We start from the raw sequence: 16,296 nt of genomic DNA, 5'->3' as shown, positions 1-16,296 counted from the left end.
AAAAAACTTACACAGAATGAAGGCGATGATATAATTCCAAAAATTTTTTTTAACGCTGGGGGGCAAATTTTTTAAATTTTTTAATGCCGGGGGGCAAATTTTTTAATGCCGGGGGAGCAAATTTTGCTAAGAGCAAATTTTGCTGGGGGGCAAATTTTGCCGGGGGGGCAAAATTTGCTGGGGGCAAATTTTTTTAAATGTTTTAACGCTGGGGGTAACTTTAATCACCTAAATTCAAGTTTTAAGTGCAACTTTCTGTTGTTGAATAATACCTGATTCAAACACCTCAAGCGGTGTTTGATAGTCTAGATTCTTTCTTGGTCGGTTATTCGACAAGGCGACAGCCTTGTTGACTTGTTGTTCTGATAAATTATCGAATACCATTGACAACGCTTCTTTGCACGATTAAATCAAAGACTTTACCTTCATCACCCATAAAGTGGCGCATTCTAAAAGTGGCTTGCCCATCAATGGCTTTGCCTTTTTTATCAACCAAAGGTTGCCATTGGTTATCTTTATCTACAAGAATATCTTTAAGAGATTGGCACATCTTTGCTCTGATACTAAATTCAATGTCATTCTCAAAGCAATAATCAATAATACTCGCTTGATAGCCTGCTGCGTCTATTCTAAGTTTTTTGATGTTGGTGCCTTTAGGTAGTGCATCTTGACAGGTTTTGATAAAGCCAAGATTGTCGGTATTTGGCGAAACATTGCCTGCTCTAAAGTCTGTGGCAACAATTTGTCCTGTTTGGGCTATATGCCCCACCATTGGCATATAGCTCTTATTGCCTTTATAAGTCCACTGGGCATCTGCTTTATTGGCAATGACTTCACTGGTATCAATATCAAGAGTGATATTTTTACAGTTATTGAGTGTGGCTTTAAGGAGCGTTTTATTTGCCTTTCGCAGGGCTTTAATACCTTGGTTGTCTTTACCCAAGCGTCTAAGCCAAGTGCCGATGGCTTGTGGGGTTGGTACTTGTTGATTGGTGACAAGACGCAAAGCCTTGTCTTTGGCAATATGAACAACATCGTCTAGGCATTCACCACCCTCATGTTGACTTAGTACCAAGGTATTAATGAAGGTTGAGGCTTTAAGGGCACAATTACTACCCAATGCGGGGAAGTGTTGATCTATTGTTTTTGATAAATCCAATACTTGAATAGTGTGTGCTGGTGTAATAAGTCCAATGCGAGAAGTTAAAAGTTCGTTAGTTGTATCAAGTTTATAATTTATAATGTTCATGAATGCATAAAGTTTGGTTGGTTAATGAGGGGCTTGGTTGTCTTTGGTTTTCACCTAATAGGTGAAACTGTTTTTTTGTTGAAATCATTATCCCAGTTGGGATTTGTGCGTTTTTTTGGTTTTTATTTTTGGATTGGGGGTACTCAACAAAACTTGCATAAGAGGAAGGTTATGATATAATACAAAAAACCTGGGGGTAAATTTTTTTAATGCCGGGGGGCGACTTTAATCATGAAAAACACAGTAAAATTCCAATTAAATCACTTTTTTAAAAACACGCTTTCTAGTGTGTTCAATCAATTTAAGCATTTTCTTGCGCTTAGCCTTTTAATCACATTTTCTTTTAATGCTTTTTCTGTTGATGATTCCCAGCAATTTAACAAAGAAGCCTACTTAGATCTTAGCAAGCCTTACCAACAAAACAACCCACAACCTACCCCCAAAAAAGACAACCAAGCCACGACTATACTCAAAGAAGTCGCAGGTGCAACTCGCACCGCCCTAGGCTCTACCAACTCAGACAATACCGACCAACTGGGTAATAAAGTGACCACAAGCATTAAAAACCAAGCCGTTAACAAAACCGAAGGTTTGCTTAATAATTCAGTCAACGAATTTTTAAATGCATTTGGTGCGGGTCGTAGTGAGGTGAGTATTGGTGGGATTAGTACAAAAAAACTGAATTACAGTCTTAAAACTATTCAGCCGCTCTCTGAGCTTAATGCCAACAGCAAAGAGTTAACTTTTATCCAAGCAGGCATCGCTTCTGGCGATAGCGGCAACGGTCGTCGTGCTACGATTAACTTAGGTATTGGTCATCGTCTATTGGTAGAGGACGACATGGCAATTGCCGGTATTAATGTTTTTACTGACTACCAGACCAAGTCCAGTCACAAACGCCTAAGCCTTGGTTTGGAATACCAGCGTGCTAACTTTAGTGCCAATATCAATAAATACCATATATTTTCAGACAAAAAATTAGTCAACGGCTCACAGAAAAGAGCCTTATCGGGTTATGATGTCAAGCTCAGCGGTCAAGTCCCTTATCTACCTTGGGCAAAAATCAAAGGCACTTATTATTACTGGGACGCTAAAACAGGTTCAAACATTAGGGGTAATATTTTGGGCGTGGATATTGAGCTCACGCCTTCAGTGAGCTTTGAGTTCGGTCAAGAAAACAACAACACCATCAATGCTACAAGTTACGGCAAACTCACGGTAAAACTGCCACTAGGCAATAAACAAAAATTCACCAATTTTTCGATTGCCAGCAAAGCCTTTAAAGACAGCCATAAAATGGACTTAGGCGCACTTGCTTGGGTAGAGCGTACAAATAAAATAATCGAAACAGAAGCAGTATTTACAGGCGGTTTGTTTAATGGGTTAACTTATGCACTGGTCACCTCACCTGATACTGGTAAAGTCTGGCTTGATAGAAACTTAGGCGCCCGTCAAGTTTGCACCTCGTCTACAGATGAGGCTTGTTATGGTGATTTGTACCAATGGGGACGAGCAAAAGATGGTCATGAATCTAGAACTTCAGGCAACAAAGCAATATTGGCAACTACCATCACTCCAGCAACAAGCATGTTTATTAATAGTAAATCACCTTGGGATTGGACAAGCATAGATAGTAGTGGTGCAAGCCGTATAGACGCTTGGGCAAATGGTGGAGCCAATGACATCTGCCCAGCTGGCTTTAGTGTGCCAACTGAGGCAGAACTAGCGGCAGATACTATCAGTGCTAATATTACTGGTAATGCCAGCGCCTTCTCCAGCTTCTTGAGAATCCCAGTTGCTGGCTACCGTGATCGCGAGAATGGCTCGGTTAGCTCTGTTCGCTCTAGCGCCTACTTGTGGAGTCGTTCTGCTAATGGGGTGAATGGTCGCGGTTTGAACATCACCGTAAGCATTGCAGACTTCAACAGCAACAACAGCAACTCTCGTGCCCTCGGCTTTAGTGTTCGTTGCATTAGGGATTAAGCATAGCGTGACACTTTGATTTATTGACACCCATACTGAAAGAGTGCATTACTCCCTGTTTTAAGCGTTGGTAAATAAGGTAAAATACTTCCTTTTATTTTTTAAAGTTTGTTCATGCCTATTATTACCCTGCCAGATGGTAGCGAAAAATCCTTTGACCAAGCCATTAGTGTTTTTGAGGTTGCTAAGTCAATTGGCTCAGGTTTGGCTAAGGCAACCCTTGCTGGTAAAGTAAATGGCGAGTTGGTGGACGCATCATTTGTGATTGAAGCCAACAGCACCTTGTCTATTATCACCGATAAGGACGAAGCAGGACTTGAGGTGATTCGCCATTCTAGTGCACATTTGTTGGCACAGGCGACGCAGATGCTTTATCCTGACGCACAAGTGACTATTGGACCGGTAATTGACAACGGTTTTTTCTATGATTTTGCCTATAAAGACGGTTTTTCAGAAGGTGATTTAGCCAAAATCGAAAAAAATATGAATAAGCTGGTCAAGCAAAATCTCAAGATTGAGCGTAGTGAAATGTCACGCGATGATGCGGTTCAATTTTTCACAGATAAGGGCGAGCATTACAAGGCAGAAATTATTGCCTCTATTCCTGCTGAGCAAACTTTATCGCTTTATCAACAGGGGGATTTTGTTGATTTATGTCGCGGACCACATGTGCCTTCAACCGCCAAACTTAAAGCTTTTAAATTGATGAAATTGGCAGGTGCTTATTGGCGAGGAAACAGCGATAATGAAATGCTACAACGCGTGTATGGTACGGCATGGCGCAATAAAGAAGAACTGGAAGGCTATTTACACCGCCTGGAGGAAGCTGAAAAGCGTGACCATCGTAAGATCGGCAAAACACAAGATTTGTTTCATATGCAAGAAGAAGCGCCAGGTATGGTATTTTGGCATGAGAAGGGTTGGACCCTATATCAAATCGTTGAACAATATATGCGCTCGGTATTTAGAAGTAACGGTTATAAAGAAGTACATACACCACAATTGATTGACAAAAGTCTTTGGGAAAAATCAGGACATTGGGATAAATTTGGTGATGCGATGTTTACCACATCAAGTGAGAATCGTGATTATGCAGTAAAACCCATGAATTGCCCTGCGCATATTCAGATTTATAATCAAGGCTTGAAGTCTTATCGTGATTTGCCACTGCGTTTGGCAGAGTTTGGCTCTTGCCATCGTAATGAGCCCTCAGGTACTCTGCACGGTATTATGCGAGTGCGTAATTTTGTGCAGGATGATGGGCATATTTTTTGCAGTAGTGCGCAAATTCAATCAGAAGTGTCAGCATTTATTGACTTAACTTTTAGAGTTTATAAGCATTTTGGCTTTGAAAATGTAGACATTAAACTTTCTACCCGCCCCGAAAAGCGGGTTGGCTCAGATGAAGTGTGGGACCGTGCAGAAGCAGCATTGGCACAAGCACTAGATGCCAAAGGCATAGTTTGGGAGTTGCAAGAAGGCGAGGGTGCGTTTTATGGGCCTAAGATTGAATTTGTTTTAAAAGATTGTTTAGAGCGTGAATGGCAATGTGGCACATTGCAAGTGGATTTTTCCATGCCGCAGCGTTTGGATGCACAATTTATCGCTGAAGATGGCTCTAAACAAACCCCTGTTATGTTGCACCGTGCTATTGTCGGTTCTTTAGAGAGATTTATTGGTATTTTGATCGAACATTACGAAGGTGCGTTCCCATCGTGGCTTGCACCAATCCAAGCGGTTATTTTAAATATTTCTGAAAAACAAGCTGATTTTGTGACTGATATTGAGAAAAAATTAAAAAAACAAGGCATTAGAGTGATTTCGGACTTGCGAAATGAGAAGATAGGCTTTAAAATACGGGAACATTCTATGCAGCGCTTCCCATATTTGTTAGTGATAGGTGACAGGGAAATGGAAAATAAACAAGTTTCAGTGCGCAGACGCGGTGGCGAAGACCTTGGGTCTATGTCAATTGATGCGTTTGTAGATTTAATCAATCAGGAGTAATTATTAAAAAACCAAATAGAATACGCATCAATCAATACATTAAAGCACCTCAGGTGCGCACGATTGATAGCAAAGGTGGGCAAGCTGGTGTATTAAGTATAGCAGAAGCGTTAAAAATAGCAGGAGATGCTGGATTAGATTTAGTCGAAGTATCACCAAATGCTGAGCCACCTGTTTGCAAGGTGATGGATTTTGGTAAATATCAGTATGCGCAAAAGAAGCAGCTGAGCGACCAAAAGAAGAAACAAAAGAAAACTACGGTTAAAACTATTAAATACCGCCCTGGTACAGAAGAAGGCGATTACCAAATTAAATTTAGAAATTTGGTTAAGTTTTTAGATAATGGTGACAAGGTTAAAGTGAGTATTTGGTTTCGTGGACGCGAAATGCAACACAGAGAACTGGGTATGGTTATGTTAGATAGAATTGAAAAAGATACAGAAGAATTTGCTAATGTAGAACAAAAAGCAAAGATGGAGGGTCGTCAGCTAGGCATGATGCTGGCACCCAAATCGAAAAAGAAGTGATGAGTTTAGATTAGAGTGTTTTATTTAACCTTATGGTTAAATACTCTGTCTAATCTTAGTTTCATCACTTTTTAAAGAAGTAAAAAAACTAGATTTAATCTAATTTTGTTATTTCTTTATTTTTAATAACGTTATTTGTATGAATAACAAATATGTCCAAAGGACAAGGAGAAAATTATGCCAAAGTTAAAAACCAATAGAGGCGCTGCAAAGCGCTTCAAAAAGACTGCCAGTGGCGGTTATAAGTGTAAACACTCTCACCTGCGTCACATCTTGACCAAAAAGAGTACTTCTAGAAAACGCAGTTTGCGTGCACCGGACACAGTCGAGAAGGCTGATGTACCAATGGTTCGTAAAATGTTACCCTATAGTTAATACTATACGGTAAACACTAAAATAGTTCAAAGTTAATTAATAGGAGTATAAAAAATGGCAAGAGTATCAAGGGGTGTGCAAGCACACGCAAAACATAAGAAAATTTTAAAGAAAGCTAAAGGTTACTATGGCGCAAGGTCAAAAGTCTATCGTGTTGCTAAACAAGCAGTTATCAAGGCAGGACAATACGCCTACCGTGACCGTCGTCAAAGACGCCGTCAATTTCGTCGACTTTGGATTGTGCGTATTAACGCTGAAGCGCGTAATAATGGATTGAGTTATTCAAGAATGATTGATGGTATGAACAAAGCAGGTATAGAAATTGACCGTAAAGTTTTATCAGATATTGCGATTTTTGATAAGGCGGCATTTGCAAAAATTGCTAACCAAGCGAAAGCAGCCATGTTAGAATAGAGTTTTAAATAATAAAAAAAAGGGGGTGTGCGTATGAAGCACAAGATTATTTTAATGATATTGGTTGTATTTTTGACATCTTGTCAATCTTCAACAAATCGTTTTACGCAAGATGAAAGGGGTGCAAACACTTATTCTTCTACTGAAACGGGTCAATTATCTAGCGTATTAGAAGGCAATATTATTGCTATTAAGCAAGTTCGATTATCAGGCTCTAAAGGCATGGGTTCGGGTATTGGTACGGCGTTAGGTGCTGTAGCTGGCGCTAGTGCAGTTGGTAGTGACGATAGCGACAGAGTTGCAGGTGCTGTTATTGGTGGTTTGCTGGGTGCAATGGCAGGCAAGGCAATTGAAGAAAATTCTACGGCTGACACAGGGTTTGAATTTTTAATTAAATTAAGTAGTGGTGCAATCAAAGCTTTTGTGCAAAAATCTAAGCAAGGATTGAGAGTTGGTGATCAGGTGTACATACTTCATAGTCATGGCACAACGCGTTTAACACGCAAATAGTTGATTCACAGTGATAAACGATATTCTCAGCAGAGCAAAAGGCTCCATTGAAAAAGCACAAAGTTTAGGCGAACTTGAAGATTTAAGGGTTGCACTTTTAGGTAAGAAAGGTGAACTGACGGCTCTTCTTAAGGGGCTTGGGCAGTTGAGTGCACAGGAGCGTCCTAAAATGGGTGGGGTGATTAACCAAGCCAAAGGCGTTGTGCAAGATTTACTCACCCAGCGCAAAAACAACTTAGAAACAATTGAGTTAGAAAAGCGTCTATTGAATGAAAAAATAGATGTCTCTCTGCCAGGTCGTCATGTTGAGATGGGTGGACTTCATCCGGTTACCATGACACTTAAGCGGATTCAATCTTTATTTGTGAAAAATGGTTTTGAAGTAGAGACTGGGCCTGAGATTGAGGATGATTTTCATAACTTTACCGCACTTAATATTCCTGAGCATCATCCAGCGCGCGCCATGCATGATACTTTTTATTTTGATGAAGGCTCAGTGCTAAGAACGCACACTTCACCAGTGCAAATTCGCACAATGGAAAATCAAAAACCACCCCTGCGTATTATTGCACCGGGTAAGGTATATCGTTGTGATTCAGATATTACTCATACGCCAATGTTTCATCAGGTGGAAGGTTTGATTGTTGATACAGACGCAAATTTTGCACAACTTAAAGGTTTGTTGATTGATTTTCTGCGCGGATTTTTTGAAAAACAAGATTTAAAAGTGCGCTTTCGTCCTTCCTATTTTCCCTTCACTGAGCCATCTGCAGAAGCGGACATTGAATGCGTTATTTGTGGGGGTGAAGGTTGTCGAGTTTGTAAAAAAACAGGCTGGTTAGAAGTGTTAGGCTGTGGGGTTGTTCATCCAAATGTTTTAAACTCAGTAAAGATTGATAGCGAACACTACACTGGATTGGCTTTTGGTATGGGTGTCGAGCGTTTGGCGATGTTGCGTTATGGAGTGAGCGATTTACGCTTATTCTTTGAAAATGATATTCGTTTTTTACGACAGTTCAAATAGGGTGGTTAGTAGATGAATATTTCAACAACATGGTTGCGCGAATGGATTAATCCAACTGTTAGTGATGAAGTGCTGGCGGAGCAATTAACAATGGCTGGTTTGGAGGTCGATGGTATTGCGCCAGTTGCACCTTATTTTGAAAATGTGGTGGTGGGTTATGTGGTGTCTTGTGAGAAACATCCTGATGCTGATAAATTGAATCTGTGTCAGGTAGATGTTGGCGAGAATAACAAGCTACAAATTATTTGTGGTGCAAGCAATATTCGCACTGGCTTAAAAGTGATTGTTGCTACCGTTGGTGCTGTGTTGCCAAATGGATTAAAAATCAAAAAAGCCAAACTTCGCGGTATTGAGTCATTCGGTATGATTTGTTCAGAATCTGAATTGGGTATGGCAGAAGATTCAGAGGGTGTTAGTGAGTTGGATGCTGATGCACCCATTGGTAAAAATATTAGGCAATACTTAGATTTAGATGACAATATCATTGAGTTAGACATTACACCTAATCGTGGTGATTGCTTCTCGGTATTAGGTGTGGCGCGCGAAGTCAGTGCTAATTATGGCTTACCATTTGAGATGCCTAGTATTAGCGTTTCAGTGCAAGGCACATCAAGTGTCAAGTCTCGTATTAGCAACACAACTGCTTGTCCTAAGTATTTAACTAGAAGTATTTCAGGTATTGATAATACGGTTAAAACGCCGCGATGGATAGCTGATAAACTCATGCGTTCTGGTCAGGCAACCCATTCGCCAGTGGTTGATATTACTAACTTTGTTTTATTGGAGTTAGGTCAGCCAATGCACGCCTTTGATAGGAAAAAAATCAACGGCAGTGTTGAAGTTAGAAATGCAAAATCAGGCGAAAAAGTTGAACTACTAAATGAAACCACGGCTGAACTAAAAGAAGACACTTTGGTGATTGTTGATGATAAATCAGTGCTTGCGATTGCGGGTGTCATGGGCGGTATGGACAGTGCCACTCAACCCAATAGCACAGATATTTTATTAGAAAGTGCATTTTTTGAGCCCGTATCTATTGCAGGAAAGGCGAGAAATTATGGTTTGCACACTGAATCGTCATTGCGTTTTGAGCGCGGCGTGGATTTTGCTATTACTGAGCTAGCAATGGATCGAGCCACACAATTGATTGTTGAAATTTGTGGCGGTCAAGCAAGTGACATAAATACCTGTATTGACGAGGCATCTTTGCCAGTATTAGCGCCGATTACCATTACGCAAGATAAGATTCACAAGGTGTTAGGTTTTGAATTAGACGCCAAATGGATTGAAGAAAAATTCACCAGCCTAGATTTTGAAATCAGTGCCAAGACTAAAGATTCTTGGACGATTATCCCGCCAAGTTTTAGATTTGATATTCGACTTCCAGCAGATTTAATTGAAGAATTAGCAAGATTATACGGTTATGACAAACTGCCTGTGCAGAAGTTATCACTTGATGCGAATATCAATGTTGTGCCAGAAGCTCAGATTGATAAGTACGATATTATGCAATCCTTGGTGGCGCGTGGCTATCAAGAAGTCATTACTTATAGTTTTATCTCAGAAAAATACCACAACTTGGTTGATGCTAACGTCAATAAGATTGTGTTGTCCAATCCAATTTCAGCAGATATGTCGGTGATGCGTTCATCGCTTATGTCAGGATTGCTGCAAAGCGTTGAATCAAATCAAAGACGCGGACACAGTAATGCAAGATTCTTTGAAATTGGATTGTGCTTTGACGGTGTTGAAGCAAACAAGCAGTCAAATAAATTAGCAGGCATTGTTTCTGGTAGTCGTTTTAATGCACAATGGGCAAGTAAGACAGTACCATTAGATTTCTTTGACGCAAAGGCCGACTTGGAGTCATTGCTTGAATTAACAGCACTCGCTGTTACCTTTACAGAAGACGAACACCCAACCTTGCAAAAAGGACAAACTGCCAGGATAGAGCTTAATGGAGAGCAAGTAGGCTGGATTGGTGCATTGGCACCGAATGTGGCTAAAGAATTATCACTACCTAAATGTTATTTGTTTGAAATCAGTCTAAGTGCTGTTTTGTCAGGAAGCGTCGCTAAATACGAAGCCTTCTCTCAGTATCAAGAAGTTCAGCGTGATATTGCCTTGGTGTTAAATAAAACAACCCCTGTCGCTGAATTAACAGATGGTATTAAAGCACTGCAGCAATCTGATTTTGTGGGTGTGCGTTTGTTTGATGTTTATATGGGTGAGAATATTGAATCCGGTAAAAAGAGTATTGCACTTAATCTAACTTACCAGTCACTGGAAAAAACTTTAAGCGATAAAGAGGTGGGCGCTAGAATTGATGAAGTGTTAAATTTAATGAAAAATAAGTTTTCAGCTATTTTAAGATAATGTCAATGACTAAAAAAGACATTGCTGATTTATTAGTAGAGCAAATGGGCGTCAACCATAATCAAGCATTATCAATGACAAACAACTTTTTTGATGCGATTAAAGCTTCTCTTGCCAAGGGTGAAGATGTTAAATTATCTGGCTTTGGTAATTTTATCATTAGAGAAAAAGTAGCTCGCCCAGGTAGAAACCCAAAAACCGGCGAGCCGGTTATAATTTCAGCAAGAAAAGTAGCGACTTTTAAGGCTGGATTGAAACTTAAGAAAGCAACAAAGTTAGGCGTTTAATCACTTATAGCCGACATAAAACCCTTCAAGATAGGCATTGCTTTATCAAGTAATTCTTGGTCTTGCTCAACATTTCTGATTTGGTCTTCCAACAGTTTATCCGTTTTTTTTAGCGTTATTTGATAATTATCATCAAATTCAAATGCGATAAAATAAAACCCTTTGCCTTTGTTTCTGGTTGAATGTACTGCCAAGAAGTCTGTTTCCCAGGAAAATTCGCCTTGGTAATGACTGCCATCTTTTTGTACTAAGATAGCGGTGTTACCAAAATGAAAAATAAACTTTTCTGCAGTGCAACTTGATGCGGGTTTGATTTTCAATTCACCACTATTTAGAGCATCAGAGATTTGTTTTAATTGTGGATTGCTGAGTTGTATATATTTAGCGTCTAAATAGTCATTGATATTGCTATCAGGATAATTGTTTTCTAGAAATTTAACGAGTTTTGTTAACATTGGTCTGTCTTTAGTAAAAAAAAGCCTATTATAATCGTAAAACTTATGAATAACACTCAACAAAAACGCTCTTTAGGCTTGTTATTGGCATTTTTGGGTACATTTTTATTTGCCTTAAAGTCCATATTTATTAAGTTGGCTTATTTTGAAGGGTTAAATAGTGATGTTGTTTTGATGTTGCGTATGGCGATTGCACTGCCTATTTACCTTGGTATACTGAGTTATATTTTTTGCAAAAAAGACAAATCTAAGGCGCTGACCCAAACAACCTTCTTCAGTATTATTGGACTGGGTTTTATCGGCTATTTTTTGGCATCTTTATTGGATTTAAAAGGTCTGGAAACTATTTCTGCTGGCTTGGAAAGATTGACTTTGTTTACCTATCCTATTTTTACTGCGATTTTGGGTGCGATTTTCTTTTCCACGCCATTAACTAAGCGCATCGTTATTGTATTAATCACAACTTATTTAGGGTTGTGGACTATGTTTAACCAAGAAAGTTTATTGAATGATAGTAATGATATTGGAACGGGTGTAATACTGGTATTGTTCTCAGCATTAAGTTATGCATTTTATGTATTATCTAGTAAGAAAATTATTAGCAGCATTGGCTCAGTTTTATTTACCGCAATTGCAATGAGTGCCTCTAGTGCCTTTGTGTTGTTTTTTTATTTTTTATTGTTTGATTTCTCTCAGGTGTCAATTAGTCACAATGCATGGCTTTGGATGTTTTTATTAGCGATAGTAAGCACAGTTATCCCTAGTTTCTTAATTAGTGAGGCAATTCACAGGATATCACCTTTACAAACAAGCATTGTGGGAATGTTAGGGCCTATCGTTACAATCATACTGGCAGTATTCATACTTTCTGAGCCATTTGGTGTGTATCAAATTTTAGGTATTAGTTTGGTTATGTTAGGTGTGGGGCTTCTAACTTTTAGACGCCAGATAAAAAAGTAAGCACTAGGTTGATGCGTGTTTTTGTCTCCATTGGGTAAAGGAAATTAAGCTGTTATTTGAATCTTGGTTTAAGATTTCCGTCATACTTTTTGTTCCCATTGATAACAAATAATTAAGATTGTCATTAAATTTTGCCCCTTCTATGACCAAAATATCATCTTGATGCACTTCAAACATAAAGCCACCATTGGGAATTGGACTCATTGAGAGTGTGACCGTGTAATGGTTTTTAATAATGCTTTCTTTGGTGGAATACATGAGTCCAATGTTGTATCCCGATTGTGTTAAACCTTTAATTGCTACGACTAAAACTTCATTTTTACCTTTTTTTGAGGAATTGAAAATATCGACAATGTCTTTAATTGTAGAATAAAATGGCACTTTTTTAATGAACAAATCAAAAGCAAAGGCAAGACGCGTGGTGGCAATATTACCAATAATCAATAGGGCTAATACGATGATAATAATGCCTATAATTGTCCATAAAAAAAGGTGTTCTTCAATATTCGCATTGGTTCTACTAAATAAAATATGTGTTAATATCTCGGCTTTTTCAAATAACCAATTTGCAATAAAAATGATTAATAGAATCGGTAAAATCCAAAAAAAACCTTGTAGTGCAGTGTTAATTATCTTTTTAAACATCACATTTTCTCCATTTTAAATATTGAATAATTGACTTGTTCGTCATTGTCAGGCTTACCTGTGCCTGCGCATGCTTTGTTGGCACATCAAAACTCTTTTTTCAAGTAATGCAGTCTTTCACTTTTTGGCATACGCTCAATTGCGTATCTTAAAGTAGTTCTAGGCAGTTGCGGGTAATTTTTTCGTAAAAATGTTTTGCAAATGTCAGCATCTTTTTTATATATTTCTCTAAGCATCCAGCCAATAGCCTTGTGGATTAAGTCATGTTTGTCGCCTAATAATAATTTAGCGATTTTAAGTGTTGGTGTAAATTCACCGCGCTTAATAAAAGTCCAAGTTGCCACGATGGCAATACGCCGCTCCCATAAGTCAGGTGAATGTAGAAAATTAAATAGTAGTGGTAATTTTTCTTGATGTTGGTATAGATGATTACCAACAATCTGTGGCGCGGTGGTATCAACCAAATCCCAATTATTAACCGCATGAATATTATCAATGTAATAGTTAAATACAGCGTCCTGATTGTCAAGCTGATATTGATTAACCAATATAATCAGCCCACAATGGCGCACCTCGTGAATGGGATGGTTAATGAGTTTATTAATTTCATTAAAAGCAAGTGATTTAAAACATTGCTTGGCTACTTGTCTAATTTGCGGCATACGCACACCCATAAATGCATCATGCTCTGAATATTGACCCTTGCCAGTTTTAAAAAACCACTTGTTGATTTTCTTGCGTTCAGGGGTTGCAAAAGATTCAAGTGTTTTGATTATTGTTTTTGCATTCATAGGCTATAATTTTAACTTATGGATAATCAAAATTTACTCAGATATTCTCGTCAAATTCTTTTGCCAGAAGTTGGTGAAGCAGGGCAACAAAAATTGTTAAACGCAACTGTGTTATTAATTGGCATAGGGGGCTTGGGCTCACCCTCTGCAATGTATCTTGCCGCTGCTGGTATTGGGCATTTAATTATTGCAGACTTTGATCAAGTAGAATTATCCAACCTACAGCGACAAGTGATCCATTACACAGATGATATCGGCAAAGATAAAGTAAAATCTGCTAAAGTTAAGATGTTAGCGATTAATCCTAATGTTAAAATCACTACATTGACAGATTTAAATACAGACAACATAGACGAATGGGTAAAGAAGTGCGATGTTGTACTTGATGGCACGGATAATTTTGACACACGCTTTAACATCAATCAAGCCTGCGTTGTACAGCATACACCCTTGGTATCGGCTGCTGTTATTCGTTTTGAGGGGCAACTCTCAGTGTTTAAAGGCTATGAAAAAGACCAGCCCTGCTATCAATGTCTATACCCAAGTACGGGTAATAGTGATGAGAGCTGCGTTGATAATGGTATTCTTGCACCTGTTGCAGGTATGCTTGGTACTATGCAGGCGCTACAAAGTATCAAAGTGATTTTAAATTTAGGTGAGCAACTAATAGGTAAATTAATGATAGTCGACGCATTGGATTTAAATTTTAAAACAGTACAACTCAACAAGGACAAACATTGCCCAATCTGCAATTATTTAAACATCTAATGAACAGCACTATTATTTACTACAACGAGTCTACTGAGTTTGCTAATTTGGCATTTGATAAGTCTTATATCATTGCAATTGATTCACATTTGGTCTCAACACACCATATTGAAGTGCCAAAAATGAGTTTTTCTAAAGCTAAAAAAGCCATTCCTTTTTTGTTGGAAGATGTTTTATTAGAAGACATTGAAGCGTTGGATTTTTTTCTGCAAAAGGCAGCTGACGAGCAATATTATGATGTGGTTGTGATCAGCAAAAACATTATGAATGTGCTTCGAAAAAAGCTTGAAACTACAGGTTTGAAAATTGAGCAATGCGTGGTTGATTTTATGTTGCTACCGATTGAAAAAGGCAAAGTCTATTGCACCACAGTTGAACAAGATGTGTTATTTCGTTATGGTGATTTTTTGGGCGGAAAAACAAACCAAGCGGTACTAGATGAGCTCTTTACAGATAATGAGCAAATATTGAACGAACAACTAAATGTTAAATATACTCAGAATATTAACTTTTTAAATGTTGATTGGCGTTCAAATTGGAAAGAAAAACTCTACAAATGGCGAGCAAGTGTTGTTATTTTACTATTGTTAATGGTGCTTTCCCCCGTTCAATTAATGCTGGATAATTACAATTTAACAAAAAGAGTTGACAGGCAGATAAATACCAATGAAATCTATTTTAAAAAGTTATTTCCAGAGGTTGGGCGTATTGTTGACTTGCACGCACAAATTAAGCAAAAACTCAACACATTAAGTATTGAAGAACAATCAGATAATGATCTGCTTGCCAAGATTCAATCAGATATTAAGGCAAAAACAAAGATTAAACGACTACAATTTGACAAACAAATACTTAAGGTAGAGCCATGAATTTGAGTGATATTTCTGATAAACAAAAAGCGCTGATTTTAGTGTCTGGGCTTGTTGCCTTGCTGTTGATATTTATACTGAGCATGGTTTCATTGAGCAATAAGAATAACACCTTAACAGCACAACTTGAGCGAGAAAAAGTTGTCTCTTTATCATTGTTGAAGTTGCAAGACAAGGTGTTTTACCTGAAGCTTTCTAGTGCAAAATCCAAAAGTATTATTCGAAACACTTACCACAAAGCTGAAAATAAAAACATTCATATTCAAAGCAACAATCGTATTGTATTCAGTAGCCCTTCAATGCTATTTTCTGATGTGTTAAATGGTCTTAATACGCTAAAGAACAAGTATAATATTGTGGCAGTTGAGGCAGATATTAAGAGCATTGGGGGCGGTGTAGTAAATGTTAGAATGACATTTGTACACCCATGAAATATTAAGTGAAAAATACAATATCCTATAAATTATGATGACTTTAAATATCAAATCATTTGTTGCTACTTTAAATCAGATTAAGTATTCTAACTTTCTGTTTGAGCATAAGGACAAAATTAGAAAGGGCGCTACATTATGTTTGTTTTTGTGCCTAACTTATATTTGTACACAGCTAGTGTTGAGTGTGTTGGCAAGTATGCACAAGCCAACCATAGAAAAAACGAGTATCACAATATTAAAGCCAGAACCTCAAGATATGAGCGCTTATCGTAATTTGTTTGGAAAATCTAATGATGTTGATCTTAGAGAAAGTTATAAAATAGTTAAACCAACACGACTCAATTTAACACTCATTGGAACTGTTTTTAAAGAAAAAGGTGCTTTAGCGATTATTGAAAATGCAAACAGAAAGTCAAAAGTCTATCAAAAAGGCGATAATATTGCCTCTAATGTGTTACTCAAAGATATTGCTAAAAATTATGTGGTAATTGAAACAGGTGGGAAGCTAGAAAAAGTACTGATTAAGTTTGACTATATTGATGCAAAAAAACCCCATAAAAACAAAACTTTCGATTTGAATAGTCGTTAAAAAACTGTGGAAACATTGCCTTATATTTCTATG

Annotated in this window: 19 protein-coding genes; 14 read left to right on the top strand and 5 right to left on the bottom strand. The window is 38.0% G+C overall.

Annotated elements, in window-relative coordinates:
- Positions 1-234 precede the first annotated feature (234 nt).
- Both BBROOKSOX_RS00600 and BBROOKSOX_RS00595 read right to left on the bottom strand, forming a co-directional pair.
- Complete coding sequence (locus tag BBROOKSOX_RS00600; protein WP_180323793.1) at positions 235-384, bottom strand: hypothetical protein; 150 nt, start codon at positions 382-384, stop codon at positions 235-237.
- Positions 371-1,249 (bottom strand): transposase, encoded by an 879-nt coding sequence (locus BBROOKSOX_RS00595; protein WP_139659226.1) that lies wholly within the window; start codon positions 1,247-1,249, stop codon positions 371-373. Before BBROOKSOX_RS00595 ends, BBROOKSOX_RS00600 begins: the two co-directional genes overlap by 14 nt.
- Positions 1,250-1,480: 231 nt before the next feature.
- Between BBROOKSOX_RS00595 and BBROOKSOX_RS00590 the strand changes: the two genes are divergently transcribed.
- The 9 genes from BBROOKSOX_RS00590 (at position 1,481) to BBROOKSOX_RS00550 (ending at position 10,752) form a co-directional block, all read left to right on the top strand.
- On the top strand, positions 1,481-3,232 hold the full coding sequence (locus BBROOKSOX_RS00590; RefSeq protein ID WP_139659225.1) for an inverse autotransporter beta domain-containing protein: 1,752 nt from the start codon (positions 1,481-1,483) through the stop codon (positions 3,230-3,232).
- 114 nt (positions 3,233-3,346) lie between these two features.
- Positions 3,347-5,239: a threonine--tRNA ligase gene (gene thrS / locus BBROOKSOX_RS00585; RefSeq protein WP_139659224.1), complete on the top strand. Its 1,893-nt coding sequence runs from the start codon at positions 3,347-3,349 to the stop codon at positions 5,237-5,239.
- Entirely contained in the window at positions 5,239-5,766 is a 528-nt protein-coding gene (gene infC / locus BBROOKSOX_RS00580) for a translation initiation factor IF-3 (protein ID WP_139659223.1), read from the top strand. The genes thrS and infC overlap by 1 nt, the downstream gene beginning before the upstream one ends.
- Positions 5,767-5,943: 177 nt before the next feature.
- Positions 5,944-6,141 carry a 50S ribosomal protein L35 gene (rpmI, locus tag BBROOKSOX_RS00575; RefSeq protein WP_071563888.1) on the top strand — a complete coding sequence of 66 codons (198 nt, stop codon included), beginning with the start codon at positions 5,944-5,946 and terminating at the stop codon, positions 6,139-6,141.
- A gap of 54 nt (positions 6,142-6,195) precedes the next feature.
- The gene (rplT, locus tag BBROOKSOX_RS00570; RefSeq protein WP_139659222.1) at positions 6,196-6,555 is read left to right on the top strand and encodes a 50S ribosomal protein L20; all 360 of its coding nucleotides are present in this window, start codon (positions 6,196-6,198) and stop codon (positions 6,553-6,555) included.
- Between the two features lie 33 nt (positions 6,556-6,588).
- Positions 6,589-7,065, top strand: a complete 477-nt coding sequence (locus BBROOKSOX_RS00565; RefSeq protein ID WP_139659221.1) for an outer membrane lipoprotein — start codon at positions 6,589-6,591, stop codon at positions 7,063-7,065.
- 10 nt (positions 7,066-7,075) lie between these two features.
- The gene (gene pheS, locus BBROOKSOX_RS00560; RefSeq protein ID WP_139659220.1) at positions 7,076-8,089 is read left to right on the top strand and encodes a phenylalanine--tRNA ligase subunit alpha; all 1,014 of its coding nucleotides are present in this window, start codon (positions 7,076-7,078) and stop codon (positions 8,087-8,089) included.
- Between the two features lie 12 nt (positions 8,090-8,101).
- Positions 8,102-10,465 (top strand): phenylalanine--tRNA ligase subunit beta, encoded by a 2,364-nt coding sequence (gene pheT, locus BBROOKSOX_RS00555; protein WP_139659219.1) that lies wholly within the window; start codon positions 8,102-8,104, stop codon positions 10,463-10,465.
- On the top strand, positions 10,465-10,752 hold the full coding sequence (locus tag BBROOKSOX_RS00550; protein ID WP_139659218.1) for an integration host factor subunit alpha: 288 nt from the start codon (positions 10,465-10,467) through the stop codon (positions 10,750-10,752). The genes pheT and BBROOKSOX_RS00550 overlap by 1 nt, the downstream gene beginning before the upstream one ends.
- Here BBROOKSOX_RS00550 and BBROOKSOX_RS00545 read toward each other — a convergent pair.
- A complete protein-coding gene (locus BBROOKSOX_RS00545) occupies positions 10,749-11,207 on the bottom strand; it encodes a hypothetical protein (protein WP_139659217.1) in 459 nt (152 codons plus the stop codon). The genes BBROOKSOX_RS00550 and BBROOKSOX_RS00545 overlap by 4 nt on opposite strands.
- A 45-nt stretch (positions 11,208-11,252) precedes the next feature.
- Here BBROOKSOX_RS00545 and BBROOKSOX_RS00540 point away from each other — a divergent pair, with 45 nt between their 5' ends.
- The gene (locus BBROOKSOX_RS00540) at positions 11,253-12,167 is read left to right on the top strand and encodes a DMT family transporter (protein ID WP_139659216.1); all 915 of its coding nucleotides are present in this window, start codon (positions 11,253-11,255) and stop codon (positions 12,165-12,167) included.
- 3 nt (positions 12,168-12,170) lie between these two features.
- On the opposite strand, the gene BBROOKSOX_RS00535 is transcribed toward BBROOKSOX_RS00540, so the two are convergent.
- Entirely contained in the window at positions 12,171-12,812 is a 642-nt protein-coding gene (locus tag BBROOKSOX_RS00535; RefSeq protein WP_139659215.1) for a DUF502 domain-containing protein, read from the bottom strand.
- A gap of 86 nt (positions 12,813-12,898) precedes the next feature.
- A complete protein-coding gene (locus tag BBROOKSOX_RS00530; RefSeq protein ID WP_139659214.1) occupies positions 12,899-13,603 on the bottom strand; it encodes a DNA alkylation repair protein in 705 nt (234 codons plus the stop codon).
- An 18-nt stretch (positions 13,604-13,621) separates the two neighbouring features.
- Between BBROOKSOX_RS00530 and BBROOKSOX_RS00525 the strand changes: the two genes are divergently transcribed.
- Genes BBROOKSOX_RS00525 through BBROOKSOX_RS00510 form a run of 4 tightly spaced genes read left to right on the top strand, consistent with a single transcriptional unit; the run spans position 13,622 to position 16,263 of the window.
- Positions 13,622-14,371 carry a HesA/MoeB/ThiF family protein gene (locus BBROOKSOX_RS00525; RefSeq protein ID WP_139659213.1) on the top strand — a complete coding sequence of 250 codons (750 nt, stop codon included), beginning with the start codon at positions 13,622-13,624 and terminating at the stop codon, positions 14,369-14,371.
- Positions 14,371-15,240, top strand: coding sequence for a type II secretion system protein GspL (gspL, locus tag BBROOKSOX_RS00520; protein ID WP_139659212.1), 870 nt, complete (start codon positions 14,371-14,373; stop codon positions 15,238-15,240). Before BBROOKSOX_RS00525 ends, gspL begins: the two co-directional genes overlap by 1 nt.
- The gene (locus BBROOKSOX_RS00515) at positions 15,237-15,671 is read left to right on the top strand and encodes a hypothetical protein (protein WP_139659211.1); all 435 of its coding nucleotides are present in this window, start codon (positions 15,237-15,239) and stop codon (positions 15,669-15,671) included. Before gspL ends, BBROOKSOX_RS00515 begins: the two co-directional genes overlap by 4 nt.
- Positions 15,672-15,705: 34 nt before the next feature.
- The gene (locus BBROOKSOX_RS00510; RefSeq protein WP_139659210.1) at positions 15,706-16,263 is read left to right on the top strand and encodes a type II secretion system protein N; all 558 of its coding nucleotides are present in this window, start codon (positions 15,706-15,708) and stop codon (positions 16,261-16,263) included.
- The last annotated feature ends 33 nt before the right edge of the window (positions 16,264-16,296 follow it).

It is taken from the genome of bacterium endosymbiont of Bathymodiolus sp. 5 South (genome assembly GCF_900128535.1).
GTDB lineage: Bacteria > Pseudomonadota > Gammaproteobacteria > PS1 > Pseudothioglobaceae > Thiodubiliella.
The sequence above is the reverse complement of the archived record's forward strand: the minus strand, read 5'-3'. Positions and strand labels throughout refer to the sequence as shown.